Below are 13,489 nucleotides of genomic sequence, written 5' to 3'. Positions count from 1 at the left end.
GCACGACCGTCACCCGACCTGAAAGGACGCCCCGCGATGCCAAGCCGCTCCCCGAAACGCGACATGCTGCGGGCCCTCGCGGCCGGCCTTTCCTTCGCCGCTTGCGCCGCGTCGGCCTACGCCGACGATGCGGCCAGTCTCGCGCCGCCCCAGCCGGCGTCGCCGGTGCTGTCGACGACCGCGACCGGCGTGCAGATCTACGCATGCGAATACGACGCCGGACACCGGCTCGCGTGGGCGTTCCAGCGCCCGGAAGCGATGCTGTTCGACGCCAGCGGCGCGCTCGTCGTCCGGCACGGCGCGGGGCCGTCGTGGGAAACGCTCGACGGCAGCCGCATCACCGGCAAGAAGCTCGCGGAAGCGCCGAGCGCGCGCCCGGGCAGCATTCCGCAGCTCCTGCTCGCCGCGACGCCGGCCGCAACCGGCACGCTCGCCGGCGTGCGTTTCGTACAGCGGCTCGATACCGCGGGCGGCACGCCGCCGGAAGCGACGTGTGCGACCGAGCATGCGATCGGCCGCTTTCCGTATTTCGCGCGATACGTGTTCTTGAAATAACGCGCGGCGGCGTCCAGAAGCGTGGACGCCGCTGTCAGGCTGCTCGCAGCGCTTCCATTTGATCAGTTATCCTGCATTTTCCGATCGGATGCCCGGCGTCTTCATCGTCATCGTTCCGGCCAGGACACGATGCGCGCGCGTCAGCGCGTGCGCATCGACAGTTCGACGTCGCCGCCGAACGGGACCGACAGATAGCCGTTTTCCGGCGCGCGCACGTAGGCGAGGTAGTCGGGGCTGTATTCCGCGTTGTCGGCGATGACAAACGCGCCGGGCCGCAGCCGGCGCTCGACCAGCGCGAGCACGTCGGGATACAGCGCCTTCGCGCCGTCGAGCAGCAGCAGGTCGACCGTTTCGGGCAGATCGGCGGCCAGCGTGCGCAGCGCATCGCCTTCGCGGATCTCGACGAGATCGGCCAGCCCGCCGGCCGCCAGGTTCTCGCGCGCCCGCGCGACCTTCGACGCTTCGAACTCGCTCGTGATCAGCCGGCCACCGCCGTTGTCGCGCAGCGCGGCCGCGAGATGCAGCGTCGAGATGCCGAACGACATGCCGAATTCGACGATCGCGCGTGCGCCGCTGCTGCGCGCCAGCATGTACAGCAGCGTGCCCGTGTCGCGCGACACGGCAAGCGGAAAGTCCTTCAGGCGCGCATAGAAGTCGACGTAGTCGGTCTTGCTGCGCATCAGCCGCGCATGCTCGTCATGCGTCATGCCGGCGAACGCCGGGCTCGTCGCGGGCGACGACGCGTCGGCCTCTTCGAACAGGCGGTCCAGCAGCGAGGCGAGCGGGTCGAGAATCAGGGTGGTCATGCGAATCTCCTGGATCGGGTTGAGTGCGTCGTTGCACCCGACTAGAATATGACGAACTATTCAGGTTTTACTATTCGCATTGGCAAACCGCTCATGACCGACCGCCGAAACGCCCGGATCGCCACGCGCAAACAGCCCCGGCAGGCGCGTTCGACCCGCCTAGTCGAAGACGTCCTGCAGGCCGCTGTTCAGGTTTTGGCGAGCGAAGGCGCGCAGCGCTTCACGATGGCGCGCGTCGCCGAGCGGGCCGGCGTGAGCGTCGGCTCGCTGTACCAGTACTTTCCGAACAAGGCGGCCGTGCTGTTCCGGCTGCAGCACGACGAATGGCGGCAGACGTCCGAGATGCTGCGCGCCATGCTGGAGGACGCGAGTCAAACGCCGCCCGAGCGGCTGCGCACGGCCGTTCACGCGTTCATCCGTTCGGAATGCGACGAGGCGCGCATGCGCATTGCGCTCGACGACGCCGCACCGCTCTATCGCGACGCGCCCGAGGCGCAGGAAGCGAAGGCGGCCGGCAACCGGATCTTCCAGACGTTCATGCGTGAGGCGCTGCCCGATGCGCCGGACGCCACACGCATGCTCGCGTGCGACCTGATCACCACCACGCTCGCGACAGCCGGCAAGGCGTTTTCGGAAAGCGAGCGGACGCCCGCGGAAATCGACGCGTATTCGGCGGCCATGAGCGACATGTTTTGCGCGTACCTCGAGCGTCTCGCGCACAATTGATGCCTGGACGGGAGCGTGAACCGCGCACGCGCGACGGCCGTATCGTCCGGATGCAGGTTGCGCACCGCGCGCGAACGACCACATGCGCAGCCGCTTCCGCCAGCCTTCCCGGCCACGATGAAAGATTTTCGTAATACCCGATGCACCACCCGCTGCCGCCCTGCCCGCCGACCCCGCATTCAAATAGTTGCCTTAACGGATTCGAACTAGGCGTATACACGCGTTCCGGCACGACGGAGCCCCGTTGCACGCCGATATAAGCGCTGCGACATGCGCTGCATGCTCTTCCCCCAATGGGACGTGATGGGCGGTTCGCCTAACCTTCGCTACGGCAAAGCACACGTGACGGGGTCGACCACACCACGCGTCGTACGACGCGACACACTCGCGATCGTTTCGATTCGCGCGTAACGACACGGATCACGCGTCATTCGTCCCCACGACGTTGCCGACAATCCCAACCAGATACGAGACACCCTGACGACGGCTCGCTACGGGCCGTTTCAGCATGCTGATAAAGGAGCAAGCTCATGAGTGATACCCCGGTGCAGCCGACGGTCGGCGTCGGCGCGGAAGAAACTGACTTTGGCACCAAGGGAGTCATCGACCGGTACTTCGACATTTCGTCGCGCGGCAGCACGCAGCGCCGCGAAATCATTGCGGGCGTGACCACGTTCCTCGCGATGGTCTATTCCGTGTTCGTCGTGCCCGGCATGTTCGGCAAGGCCGGCTTCGACACGAGCGCCGTGTTCGTCGCGGTCTGCCTCACCACCGCGTTCGGCTCGCTGCTGATGGGCCTGTGGGCGAAGCTGCCGATCGCGATCGGCTGCGCGATCTCGCTGACCGCGTTCACCGCGTTCGGCCTCGTGCTCGGCAAGGGGCTGCATCCGACGGTCGCGCTCGGCGCCGTGTTCCTGATGGGCCTCGTGTTCACGGGCATCTCGGTCACCGGCGTGCGTTCGTGGATCCTGCGCAACCTGCCCGCGGGCGTCGCGCACGGCACCGGCATCGGCATCGGCCTGTTCCTGCTGCTGATCGCGTCGAACGACGTCGGCCTCGTGATCAAGAACCCGGGCGCCGGCCTGCCGGTTTCGCTCGGCCAGATCACCGCGTTCCCGGTCATCATGTCGGTCGTCGGCCTCGCCGCGATCTTCGGCCTCGAGAAGCGTCGCGTGCCGGGCGGCATCCTGCTCGTCGTGATCGCGATCTCGGTGTTCGGCCTCGTGTTCGATCCGGCCGTGAAGTACCACGGCATCTTCGCGCTGCCGTCGCTGAGCGCACCGGGCCATGCGTCGCTGATCGGCGCGATGGACATCAAGGGCGCGCTGTCGATGGCCGTGCTGCCGAGCGTGCTGGCGCTGGTGATGACCGCCGTGTTCGACGCGACCGGCACGATCCGCGCGGTCGCCGGGCAAGCCGGCCAGCTCGACGAAAACGGCCGCATCATCAACGGCGGCCGCGCGCTGACCGCCGATTCGCTCAGTTCGATCTTCTCCGGCTTCCTCGGCGGCGCGCCGGCGGCGGCCTACATCGAGTCGAGCGTCGGCGTGGCCGCCGGCGCGAAGACGGGCCTCGCGGCAGCCGTGGTCGGCCTGCTGTTCCTCGTCGTGATGTTCTTCTCGCCGCTCGCGGGCCTCGTGCCGTCGTACGCCACGGCACCCGCGCTGATGTACGTCGGCCTGCTGATGCTCGGCAGCGTGAGCAAGCTGCACATGGACGACATGGTCGACGCGATGTCGGGCCTCGTGTGCGCCGTGTTCATCGTGCTGACCGCGAACATCGTGACGGGCATCATGCTCGGCTTCTCGACGCTCGTGATCGGCCGCATTGCGAGCGGCGAATTCCGCAAGCTCAACGTCGGCACCGTGCTGATCGCGGCCGTGCTCGTCACGTTCTATCTCGGCGGCTGGGCAATCTGACCGCGGATCGTGCGCGACGTCGCCGGCAGAAGGACGGCGCGCATCGGGACGACAACGTCTCCTCCACCATCATCGTTGATGGTCTCCAGGCCTGGGAACGCGAGTTTCCAGGCTTTTTTTGTCGATGCGGCGCGGTGCGGCGCGAATCCGCGCCCGGTGCTACGATCGCATTTTGCCTTCAGGAGCCGCCATGAACGCGCTCGGCATCGTCTCCGAATCGAGTACCCGGACCTCGGCGCGCAAGCCGCCGTTCATCCCGTCGTTCGGCTTCCACGAAGTGCATGAATCGCAGCCGATCGATACAGAGCCGGCCCGCATCATCGATGCGGTCGCGTCGCTCGACATGCGCGCCGATCCGGTCATCGATGCACTGATGAGGGTGCGCGAATTCCCGGCGGCCGTCGTCGACGCGCTTCGCAACGGGCCGGCCCGAAGCGGACGCGAGCGTTTCGGTTTCCACACATTCACGCTGCTTCACCGCGACGACACGTCGCTGTCGCTCGGTCTCGTCGGACGCTTCTGGCGCCCGACGCCCGACGTGCGCGCCATCGCCGACGCAACGGCCTTCGTCCACCACGACGACCCGCGCGACGCAAAGCTGGTGCTCCGGTTCGAGGTCGTCGGGCGGGCATCGGGTGCGCACATCCTGCGCACCGAAACCTTCATCCACTGCCCGACCGCACAGACGCGGTGGCTGTTCACGCCGTACTGGCTCGCGATCCGGCTGGGGAGCGGCTGGATCCGGCGCCGCATGCTGGCGACGGTCGAAACGGCGCTGGCGTAGGTCCACGCATCAAAACGGCTTGATCACGACCAGCCCGACGACGATCCCCGTCGCGACCACGACAGCGCCCGCTGCCTGACCGAGCCATTGCGCCGGCACGACGACGAGATCGTCGCGTTCCATCCGCCGCAACGTGCCGGCCAGCATCCCGTGCAGCGCCGACAGCGCGGTGACGACCGCGAGCTTCACCGACAGCCACGCGGCGCCGAACCAGTGTCCGCTCAGCGCGATCGCAATCCCCGTGATCCAGACGAGCGCGAGCGCGGGCGCCGTCACCGAGCGATCCCAGCGCCGCACCGCGCGATGCACGGCGAGGTTGGCGATACGGATGCCGACGGACAACATCAGCAGTCCGCCGACGAACGTGACGACGGCGACGACATGCGCGGCCTTGAGCAACAGGTAGATCATTGCGCGCGCCTCCTGCGTGCGATCCATCCGGCGCTCGCCAGCCCCGCAAACGGCACGACGGCCGACAGCACGAGCCGCGCAACGTCGCTCTTGCTCCACAGCCCGCTCGACGCAGTGCCGACGACCGCCCACACGTACATCGCGAACGCGATGCCGTGAATCGGCCCCATGATCGACACCGCAGCCGGATAACCGGCCAGATGCTTGAGCGGCACGGCGATGCACACCAGCACGACGAGCGTGGTCGCCTCCAGCAGCGACAGGTACTGCAGGTTGCGCAACGCATTGCGATCGTCTTGTTTCATCGATGGGCCCCAAGGTTGGTCAGCCGCAATTATGGCGTGTGGTACCGGCCCGATCCATTGGCTAGAATGCCATCTTTAAACGGATTCTGGCCACGGCCTCGAACGCCATGCATACGGTCGCCGTCCTCGCTTTGCCCGATGTCGTCCCGTTCGATCTGGGCGTCGCATGCGACACGTTCGCGCGCGTGCGTTCTCCCGGCGTCGAGCCTGCGTACCGCGTGCGCGTGTGCAGCGAGCATGCGCGCGTCGCCGGCGACCTGTTCGAACTGCGGTCCGCGTTTCGACTCGATGCGCTCGCCGACGCCGACACGATCGTCGTCCCCGGCACGTCCGTGCCGCTCGCGCCGACGTCGCGCCGCGTGATCGCGGCACTGTGCGCGGCGGCCGCGCGCGGTTGCCGGATCGCGTCGATCTGCAGCGGCGCGTTCGTGCTCGCGGAAGCCGGGTTGCTCGACGGCCTGCGCGCGACGACGCACTGGCTGGCGGCCGGCGAACTCGCGCGCCGCTACCCGAACGTGACGGTCGACCCGAACGTGCTGTTCATCGACAACGGGCAGATCCTGACGTCGGCCGGCGCAGCGGCCGGCCTGGATCTGTGCCTGCACATGATCCAGGCCGACTACGGCGCGGCGGTCGCCGTCGACGCCGCACGCTACGCGGTCGCGCCGCGCGTCCGCGAAGGCGGTCAGGCGCAGTTCATCGCGCCGGAATGGCCGACCGGCACCGACGGGCTGCAAGGCCTGATGGACTGGCTGCAGGCGAACCTGCGCAAGCCGCTTACGCTCGACGCGATGGCCCGCCAGGCGTCGACGAGCGTGCGCACGCTGACACGGCGCTTTCAGGAGCAGACGGGCACGTCGCCGCGGCAATGGCTGCAGACCGCGCGCGTCAGGCATGCGCAGCAGTTGCTGGAAGTCACGGAGCTGTCGATCGAACATGTGGCAACGGAGGCCGGGTTCGGCTCGGTCACCGCGTTTCGCGAGCGGTTCGCGCGCATCGTCGGCACGTCGCCGCAGCGCTATCGTCACGCGTTCCGTGCGCGGTCCGGCGCATGACGTGCGCTGCGCATCGGCACCCGATGCCTCGCCCCGACGATGTGAATCCATGCGCGCACAATCGTCAGGATCGCTACCGAAAACCGCCGCCGCCCCGCCTCGCCGGCCCAAGCCACACCTTCGCGCCAACCGGACCCGACCGATGACCCGCATCCGCAATCCCCTGAACATCGCGCAGCTCCAGGCGTTCGTCTCCGCCGCGCATCACAAGAGCCTGCGCGCCGCCGCGCGCGAACTCGGCGTCACACAGCCCGCGATCACGCACATGATCCGCGAACTCGAAACGGCGCTCAACGCGGAGCTGCTCGCGCGCAGCGTGCGCGGCGTCGAGCTGACCGCGTGCGGCCATGCGCTGCTGCCGCGCGCCGAGCAACTGCTCGGCGACATCCGCCGCACGGTCGAGGCCGTCGAGCAGGTGAAAGGCGAGATGTCGGGGCGCGTCGCGGTCGGCACGATGCCGTCGATCGCGCTGACGGCGCTGCCGCATGCGGTGACGGCGTTCCGCCGGTCGATGCCGAACGTCAGCCTGCATCTCGAGGAAGTGACGGTGCCCGACGCGCTCGCGCAGTTGCGCAACGGCACGCTCGACATCGCGGCGATGCACCATGTGCCCGCGCTCGACCGCGATTTCACGCAATCGCCGCTGCTGTCGACCGAATTCACCGTCGTGATGCGCGAAGGCCACCCGCTCGCGCATGCGCGCCGTTTAGAGGAATTGCTCGACGCCGAGTGGATCGTCACCGTCGGCGCCGAGCAGTTTCCGCACAGCGTGATGGTCGGGATGTTCGAGGCGCGCGGGCTGCCGCTGCCGAAACGCCTGCTGCGATCGCCGATGTCGTTCGCGGTGACGCTCGGGCTCGTCGCGCGCTCGGACGTGATCGGCTGCTTCACGCGCCCGCTCGCCGCGATGGTCGCGCCGCTCGGCATCCGCACGGCCGAACTCGACGAAAGCATGCCGCGCTTCGACCTGTCGATCATCGCGCGGCGCGACATGCTGCCCACGCCCGCCGTTTCGCAATTCGTCACGTGCCTGCAGCGGGCGGTCAACGAAACGCTCGGCTGAACCGTTCCTGTGTCTGAAACGGCGGCGCACCCGACGCGCCGCCGCCGGGCCCGGTATCGGGGCTTGTCCTAGGCGCCCTGCCGGTATTTTGTCTTGATAATCTCCGCACGTCGCGCGCCCCCATCGGGCGGGCGAAACGGACAGTCCGGCGCGAAGCCGTGCCGGACCGAAGGCTTACGGCGCGGCACAACCGCGCACCCATCGAACAAAACGAGGAGTCACCGAGTGAAAAAGATTCTTGCGGCTGTGACCGTGGCCCTGCTTGCCGTATCGGCCGGCAGCGCGTACGCGAAGGACTGGACGACCGTGCGGTTCGGCGTCGACGCGAGCTATCCGCCTTTCGAATCGAAAGGCCCTGACGGCAAGGTGGTCGGCTTCGACGTCGACCTCGGCAACGAAATCTGCCGCCGCATGAACGCGAAGTGCGTGTGGATCGAAAACGACTTCGACGGGATGATCCCGGCGCTGAAGGCGCGCAAGTTCGACGGCGTGCTGTCGTCGATGTCGATGACGCCGGCGCGTCAGGAACAGATCGCGTTCTCGGCGAAGCTGTTCAACACGCCGACGCGCCTCGTCGCGAAGAAGGGCGCGGGCCTGCTGCCGACGGCCGAATCGCTGAAGGGCAAGTCGATCGGCGTCGAACAGGGCACGATCCAGGAAACCTACGCGAAGACCTACTGGGCGGCGAAGGACGTGAAGGTCGTCCCGTACCAGAACCAGGACCAGGTCTATGCCGACCTGATCGCGGGCCGCCTGGACGGCGCGCTGCAGGACGCGGTGCAGGCCGAGATCGGCTTCCTGAAGACGCCGCGCGGTGCGGGCTTCGATTTCGCCGGCAAGGATATCGACGATCCGAAGACGCTCGGCAACGGCGCCGGCATCGGCCTGCGCAAGGAAGACACCGACCTGAAGGCGAAGATCGACGGCGCGATCGCCGGCATGCGCAAGGACGGCACGTACGACAAGATCGCGAAGAAGTACTTCGATTTCGACGTCTACGGCAAGTAATACGGCAAGCAAGCGAGCAATTCGCTTCGACGCAAACGGGCTCCGCAAGGAGCCCGTTTTTTTTGCGCACGGCGCCGGAAACGTTATTTTTTCCGAGCCAACCCGATGATTCTCAACGGAAAATTACGTGTTCCGGTACCGGTTTGATGGCGGCGACGCAGGCAACGTACAATCGATCTTCCACGCACACCGGATCATTCGCGGCTGCGCCGCACTCCCCTCATCATGCAAACGCAGACCCATCCGCTGATTTCCCCCGCCGTCGGCACCGAACGCCAGATCACGAGCTTCCATTACGGCCCTCGCGGCGGCAAGAAGGTCTACATCCAGTCGTCGCTGCACGCGGACGAACTGCCCGGCATGCTGGTCGCCGCGCTGCTGCGCCGCAAGATCGCCGCGCTCGAGACGGCCGGCAAGCTGCGCGGCGAAGTCGTCATCGTGCCCGTGCCGAACCCGATCGGCCTGTCGCAACACGTGTTCGGCGATCACCTCGGCCGCTTCGAGCTCGGCTCGATGCAGAACTTCAACCGCAATTTCTACGATCTCGCGGCGCTCGTGCTGCCGCGCGTCGAAAGCCGGCTCACGAAAGACGCGCAGCACAACCTCGTCGCCGTGCGCGCCGCGATGCGCGAAGCGCTCGACGAACAGAAGCCGCGCACCGAGCTCGACTCGCAGCGCCTTGCGCTGCAGAAGCTGTCGTTCGATGCCGATATCGTGCTCGACCTGCACTGCGACAGCGATGCGGTGATGCACCTCTACACGAATCCCGATCTGTGGCCGGACGTCGAGCCGCTGTCGCGCTATCTCGACGCGCAGGCTTCGCTGCTCGCGCTGAATTCGGTCGGCAACCCGTTCGACGAGATCCACAGCTTCTGCTGGTCGGATCTGCGCAGCCGCTTCGGCGACCGCTTCCCGATCCCGAACGGCGCGATTTCCGTCACGGTGGAACTGCGCAGCGAACGCGACGTGTCGTACGAGTTCGCCGAAAAGGACGCGCAGGCGATCGTCGAATACCTGACCGAGCGCGGCGTCGTCGACGGCACGCCGGCGCCGCTGCCGCCGCTCGCGCACCCGGCCACGCCGCTCGCGGGCACCGATCCGCTCGTCGCGCCGGTATCGGGCGTGATCGTGTTCCGCACGCCGGTCGGCGCGATGATCGAGGCCGGCCAGGAAGTGGCCGACATCGTCGATCCGCTGACCGATCGCGTCGTCACGCTGAAGAGCAGCGTGTCGGGCGTGCTGTACGCGCGCCAGATCGTGCGCTTCGCGACGGCCGGCATGGAAGTCGCGCGGATTGCCGGCGCGACCGCGATCCGCACGGGTTCGCTGCTGTCGGCCTGAGCGATCGGCCCGCGCGCCGGCTAACGGCGCGCATCGACACGCATCGACGCGTATCGACATGCATCAACGAAATCGCCCGCTTGCGCGGGCGATTTGCTTTCCGGATCGCCGGGTGCCGACGATTCGGCCGTCCGGTACGCGTGGATGTTCAGAACGCCGGCACGATCGCGCCGCCGAACCTCTGGTCGATGAACTTGCGCACGTCGTCCGATTCATAGGCCGCGACGAGCTTCTTCACCCACGGCTTGTCCTTGTCCTGCGCGCGCACCGCGATCAGGTTCGCGTACGGCCCGCGCAGATCCTCGATCGCGATCGCATCCTTCACCGGCGTGAGCCCCGCCTTCACCGCATAGTCGGTGTTGATCGACGCGGCATCGACATCCGGCAGCGCGCGCGGCAACTGCGCGGCATCGAGCTCGACGATCCTGATCTTCTTCGGATTCTCGGCGACGTCGAGCGGCGTCGCGTTCACGCCGTTCGTGCCGGCACCCGGCTTCAGCTTGATCACCCCGTATTTCTGCAGCAGCAGGAGCGCGCGATTGCCATTCGACGGATCGTTCTGGATCCCGACCTTCGCGCCCGCCGGCAAGTCCTTCAGCGACTTGATCTTCTTCGAATAGAAGCCCATCGGCGCCGTATAGGTCAGCCCGACGTTGACGATCCTGTAGCCGCGCTGCTTGATCTGGCTGTCGAGGAACGGCTGGTGCTGGAAGCCGTTCGCGTCGAGGTCGCCCGAATCGAGCGCCGCGTTCGGCTGCACGTAGTCGTTGAATTCGATGACCTTGATCGCGAGGCCTTCGCGCGCGGCCACTTTCGTCACTTCGGTCCAGATCTGCGCGTCGGGGCCGCTCATCGTGCCGATCTTCAGCGTTTGCGGGTCGGCGTGCGCGCCGGGCGCCGCGATTGCCAGCGCCGCGGCGAGTGCGCCGAGGCCGGTCAGGATCGAACGTCGCATGGTGTCCTCTTGTCCCGTGTCGTTGTTGAAGCACGGATCGTGGCACGGGGCCCGAACACCACCAACCAAGCTTATTTCATGTGCATATTCCTGACCCTGATCGAATCTCAGCCGAATTCGGTATAACCCCCAATGGCGCAACCGGGCAGAATTCAGTGTCGCATCGACGCCACACATTCTTCATATGACAGTCGCTGTCATATTCATTACGTGGCCCGCCGATAAAGTTGCCGCCGGTACGTGAAAGCGCCCAGAGAGAGCGCCTGAACCGCAACTGGACACGCCTTTTATTCGCTCGGAGAATCCTTTGAACAAGAAACTGTTGACCATCGCCGCCCTGGCAGCAACGGCCGGCACGGCACATGCACAAAGCAGCGTGACCCTGTACGGCGTCATCGATGCCGGTATCAGCTACGTGAACCACAGCAAGACCGCCACGGGCGGCTCGGGCAAGCTGTTCAAGTACGACGACGGTGTTGCCCAGGGCAGCCGTTGGGGCCTGCGCGGCACCGAAGACCTCGGTGGCGGCCTGAAGGCGATCTTCGTGCTCGAAAACGGCTTCAACAGCGGCAACGGCACGCTCGGCCAGGGCGGCGCGATCTTCGGTCGCCAGGCTTACGTCGGCCTGAGCCAGTCGCAATACGGCACGGTCACGTTCGGCCGTCAGTACTCGTTCTCGACCGACATCCTCGGTTCGAACTACTCGACGGGCGGCAACACGGTCGCGGGTAACTACGCGTACCACGTGAACGACATCGACCAACTCACGTCGAGCCGCATCAACAACTCGGTGAAGTTCCAGAGCGCGAACTACGCCGGCTTCACGTTCGGCGCGTTGTACGGCTTCTCGAACTCGACCGACTTCGCAGGCGCACCGGGCACGGGCGCCACGAACACGGGCGGCTCGTCGCGCGCGTACAGCTTCGGCCTGAACTATGCGAACGGCCCGTTCTCGCTCGGCGCTGCCTACACGGACATCCGCTTCCCGAGCCAGTCGACGCCGCCGTTCTCGACGTCGATCGCGAACATCGCGCTGACCAACATCCGCGATCTGCGCACGTACGGCGTCGGTGGCCGCTACGTCTTCGGCCCGGCAACGGCATGGCTGCTCTGGACGCGCACGCAGTTCACCCCGATCGCGAACGGCGCGTCGGGCACGTTCTACAACGCGTATGAAGCAGGCGTGAAGTACGCGATCACGCCGGCCCTGTCGGCAGCAGCCGGCTACACGTACACGAACGCCACGCAAAGCGGCAGCTCGGCGCACTGGAACCAGGGCGACCTGGGCCTCGACTACGCGCTCAGCAAGCGTACGGACGTGTACGGCCTGGTTATCTACCAGAAGGCGTCGGGCAACAACGTGCAGGCGCAGATCGGTTCGAGCACGAGCTACTTCAGCACGTCGGGCAACGGTTCGTCGAACCAGCTCGCCGCTCGCGTCGGTATCCGTCACAAGTTCTAAAGCATCCGCTTAACTCGCGGATCACGACGGCAAGAAGCGCCCCGCTCCACGCGGGGCGCTTTTTTATGTGCTTTTAAGTTTCGCTTAATTCTGGGCTGAGAGGATGCTCTCACCCCCCCTGTTGGCCGCCTGAACATCGGCGGCTTTTTTTTTAAATGCCGACGGCGCCGCCATCGATTGCCAACAAGACAGGATCGGAGGCCATGATGATCGAAGATACCGTTTTCAGCCATCTGCACGCGATTCTGACGTGCCAACACTCGATGCCGGTCCAGAGCTGCCGCGTATCGGTCGAAATGCAGCGCCCGTGGGGCCGCCCGTACCGGCTCGTCGAATGGACGATGCATCTCGACGCGCCCGCGCGGCGCCAGATCGTGCCGGCCGAATCGACCGACGAAGAGATCGCCGAGGTCGTCGCATCGCACGTGCCGGGCCGGCTTTACGGCGACGGCCGGCTGCAGTTCTGAACGCCTCCCCGTTCCACCCGCTTCCCGTATTCCGGCCGCGCCGCACGCATCGTGCGGCAGTCGGTCTCGTTTGACGCGGCAACGAAACCTGCTACGCTGCGCGTTTTCGTCCACGCACCACACGATGGAAAACGCATTCAACGAACGCGGCGTCATGATCACGCGCAACGGCCTGTCGGCCGCCGGGCAGGTATTCGCACTGCGTGACATCCGCCACGTCGACGTCGTCAAGATTCCGAAGAACCGCCTCGTTCCGTTGCTGATCTCGCTGATCGGCGCGGCCGTCGCCATCGCAGGCGGCATCGGCGCATCGAGCGCCGCGCTCGTCGTCGGCGTGATGCTCGCCGTCGTCGGTTATCTCGCATGGACCACGCAGGACGTCACGTATCGCCTGATGGTCGAGATGCCCGACGGCAAGCGCGAAGCGCTGTCGAGCGTCGACGCCGAGTTCGTCGAACGCGTCGCGCAGGTCGTGCGCGATGCGCAGGCCGCGACGGCTGCCGGCTGATTCCGTTCGCATCCCTGCACGCCTCGGCTTGCAGTTTGCAGATGCGCGTGGCGCGTTTCGGCTCGCGCGGTGCATCGCTACAGCGGGCCGACGCGTCTTCATCGAATCGCATTCCCGCCGCATC

At 66.5% G+C, this 13,489-nt stretch carries 15 protein-coding genes; 11 read left to right on the top strand and 4 right to left on the bottom strand.

All coding sequences use genetic code 11. The features are described from left to right. The first annotated feature begins 36 nt into the window (after positions 1-36). On the top strand, positions 37-555 hold the full coding sequence (locus tag ABD05_RS22660; RefSeq protein WP_053059966.1) for a DUF3455 domain-containing protein: 519 nt from the start codon (positions 37-39) through the stop codon (positions 553-555). Positions 556-695: 140 nt separating this feature from the next. Here the strand turns inward: ABD05_RS22660 and ABD05_RS22655 are convergent, their stop codons facing one another. Continuing rightward, positions 696-1,361, bottom strand: coding sequence for an O-methyltransferase (locus ABD05_RS22655; protein WP_047902303.1), 666 nt, complete (start codon positions 1,359-1,361; stop codon positions 696-698). A gap of 48 nt (positions 1,362-1,409) precedes the next feature. Between ABD05_RS22655 and ABD05_RS22650 the strand changes: the two genes are divergently transcribed. The 3 genes from ABD05_RS22650 to ABD05_RS22640 all read left to right on the top strand — a co-directional run bounded on the left by ABD05_RS22650 (position 1,410) and on the right by ABD05_RS22640 (position 4,790). Next, complete coding sequence (locus ABD05_RS22650; protein ID WP_047902302.1) at positions 1,410-2,087, top strand: TetR/AcrR family transcriptional regulator; 678 nt, start codon at positions 1,410-1,412, stop codon at positions 2,085-2,087. A 530-nt stretch (positions 2,088-2,617) separates the two neighbouring features. Further along, positions 2,618-4,006 (top strand): NCS2 family permease, encoded by a 1,389-nt coding sequence (locus tag ABD05_RS22645; protein ID WP_047902301.1) that lies wholly within the window; start codon positions 2,618-2,620, stop codon positions 4,004-4,006. Between the two features lie 190 nt (positions 4,007-4,196). Next, positions 4,197-4,790, top strand: a complete 594-nt coding sequence (locus tag ABD05_RS22640) for a hypothetical protein (protein WP_047902300.1) — start codon at positions 4,197-4,199, stop codon at positions 4,788-4,790. 9 nt (positions 4,791-4,799) lie between these two features. Here the strand turns inward: ABD05_RS22640 and ABD05_RS22635 are convergent, their stop codons facing one another. Together ABD05_RS22635 and ABD05_RS22630 are read right to left on the bottom strand one after the other, a co-directional pair. Continuing rightward, positions 4,800-5,201: a CopD family protein gene (locus ABD05_RS22635; RefSeq protein WP_047903738.1), complete on the bottom strand. Its 402-nt coding sequence runs from the start codon at positions 5,199-5,201 to the stop codon at positions 4,800-4,802. Then, complete coding sequence (locus ABD05_RS22630) at positions 5,198-5,506, bottom strand: DUF3817 domain-containing protein (RefSeq protein ID WP_047902299.1); 309 nt, start codon at positions 5,504-5,506, stop codon at positions 5,198-5,200. Before ABD05_RS22630 ends, ABD05_RS22635 begins: the two co-directional genes overlap by 4 nt. Before the next feature lie 107 nt (positions 5,507-5,613). Between ABD05_RS22630 and ABD05_RS22625 the strand changes: the two genes are divergently transcribed. From ABD05_RS22625 to ABD05_RS22610, 4 genes are all read left to right on the top strand, one after another. Then, entirely contained in the window at positions 5,614-6,561 is a 948-nt protein-coding gene (locus ABD05_RS22625; protein WP_047902298.1) for a GlxA family transcriptional regulator, read from the top strand. A gap of 142 nt (positions 6,562-6,703) precedes the next feature. Next, positions 6,704-7,624 (top strand): LysR substrate-binding domain-containing protein, encoded by a 921-nt coding sequence (locus ABD05_RS22620; protein WP_047902297.1) that lies wholly within the window; start codon positions 6,704-6,706, stop codon positions 7,622-7,624. 225 nt (positions 7,625-7,849) lie between these two features. Next, positions 7,850-8,632 (top strand): ABC transporter substrate-binding protein, encoded by a 783-nt coding sequence (locus ABD05_RS22615; protein WP_047902296.1) that lies wholly within the window; start codon positions 7,850-7,852, stop codon positions 8,630-8,632. Positions 8,633-8,857: 225 nt separating this feature from the next. Further along, positions 8,858-9,973, top strand: a complete 1,116-nt coding sequence (locus tag ABD05_RS22610; RefSeq protein WP_047902295.1) for a succinylglutamate desuccinylase/aspartoacylase family protein — start codon at positions 8,858-8,860, stop codon at positions 9,971-9,973. A gap of 148 nt (positions 9,974-10,121) precedes the next feature. On the opposite strand, the gene ABD05_RS22605 is transcribed toward ABD05_RS22610, so the two are convergent. Further along, positions 10,122-10,928, bottom strand: a complete 807-nt coding sequence (locus ABD05_RS22605) for a MetQ/NlpA family ABC transporter substrate-binding protein (RefSeq protein WP_047902294.1) — start codon at positions 10,926-10,928, stop codon at positions 10,122-10,124. A gap of 307 nt (positions 10,929-11,235) precedes the next feature. Between ABD05_RS22605 and ABD05_RS22600 the strand changes: the two genes are divergently transcribed. The 3 genes from ABD05_RS22600 (at position 11,236) to ABD05_RS22590 (ending at position 13,365) form a co-directional block, all read left to right on the top strand. Continuing rightward, positions 11,236-12,390, top strand: coding sequence for a porin (locus ABD05_RS22600; protein ID WP_047902293.1), 1,155 nt, complete (start codon positions 11,236-11,238; stop codon positions 12,388-12,390). Between the two features lie 206 nt (positions 12,391-12,596). Beyond that, the gene (locus ABD05_RS22595; RefSeq protein WP_011353838.1) at positions 12,597-12,857 is read left to right on the top strand and encodes a DUF2866 domain-containing protein; all 261 of its coding nucleotides are present in this window, start codon (positions 12,597-12,599) and stop codon (positions 12,855-12,857) included. A 124-nt stretch (positions 12,858-12,981) separates the two neighbouring features. Beyond that, positions 12,982-13,365 (top strand): DUF6232 family protein, encoded by a 384-nt coding sequence (locus ABD05_RS22590; protein ID WP_047902292.1) that lies wholly within the window; start codon positions 12,982-12,984, stop codon positions 13,363-13,365. The last annotated feature ends 124 nt before the right edge of the window (positions 13,366-13,489 follow it).

Source organism: Burkholderia pyrrocinia (assembly GCF_001028665.1).
Lineage (GTDB): Bacteria > Pseudomonadota > Gammaproteobacteria > Burkholderiales > Burkholderiaceae > Burkholderia > Burkholderia pyrrocinia.
This window is presented reverse-complemented; position numbering and strand designations above follow the sequence as displayed.

Coding starts and splice junctions, on each gene's coding strand:
- ABD05_RS22605 (WP_047902294.1), bottom strand. CDS start 10,928: ATGCGACGTTCGATCCTGACCGGCCTCGGCGCACTCGCCGCGGCGCTG.
- ABD05_RS22635 (WP_047903738.1), bottom strand. CDS start 5,201: ATGATCTACCTGTTGCTCAAGGCCGCGCATGTCGTCGCCGTCGTCACG.
- ABD05_RS22595 (WP_011353838.1), top strand. CDS start 12,597: ATGATCGAAGATACCGTTTTCAGCCATCTGCACGCGATTCTGACGTGC.
- ABD05_RS22645 (WP_047902301.1), top strand. CDS start 2,618: ATGAGTGATACCCCGGTGCAGCCGACGGTCGGCGTCGGCGCGGAAGAA.
- ABD05_RS22630 (WP_047902299.1), bottom strand. CDS start 5,506: ATGAAACAAGACGATCGCAATGCGTTGCGCAACCTGCAGTACCTGTCG.
- ABD05_RS22625 (WP_047902298.1), top strand. CDS start 5,614: ATGCATACGGTCGCCGTCCTCGCTTTGCCCGATGTCGTCCCGTTCGAT.
- ABD05_RS22660 (WP_053059966.1), top strand. CDS start 37: ATGCCAAGCCGCTCCCCGAAACGCGACATGCTGCGGGCCCTCGCGGCC.
- ABD05_RS22590 (WP_047902292.1), top strand. CDS start 12,982: ATGGAAAACGCATTCAACGAACGCGGCGTCATGATCACGCGCAACGGC.
- ABD05_RS22620 (WP_047902297.1), top strand. CDS start 6,704: ATGACCCGCATCCGCAATCCCCTGAACATCGCGCAGCTCCAGGCGTTC.
- ABD05_RS22640 (WP_047902300.1), top strand. CDS start 4,197: ATGAACGCGCTCGGCATCGTCTCCGAATCGAGTACCCGGACCTCGGCG.
- ABD05_RS22650 (WP_047902302.1), top strand. CDS start 1,410: ATGACGAACTATTCAGGTTTTACTATTCGCATTGGCAAACCGCTCATG.
- ABD05_RS22610 (WP_047902295.1), top strand. CDS start 8,858: ATGCAAACGCAGACCCATCCGCTGATTTCCCCCGCCGTCGGCACCGAA.
- ABD05_RS22655 (WP_047902303.1), bottom strand. CDS start 1,361: ATGACCACCCTGATTCTCGACCCGCTCGCCTCGCTGCTGGACCGCCTG.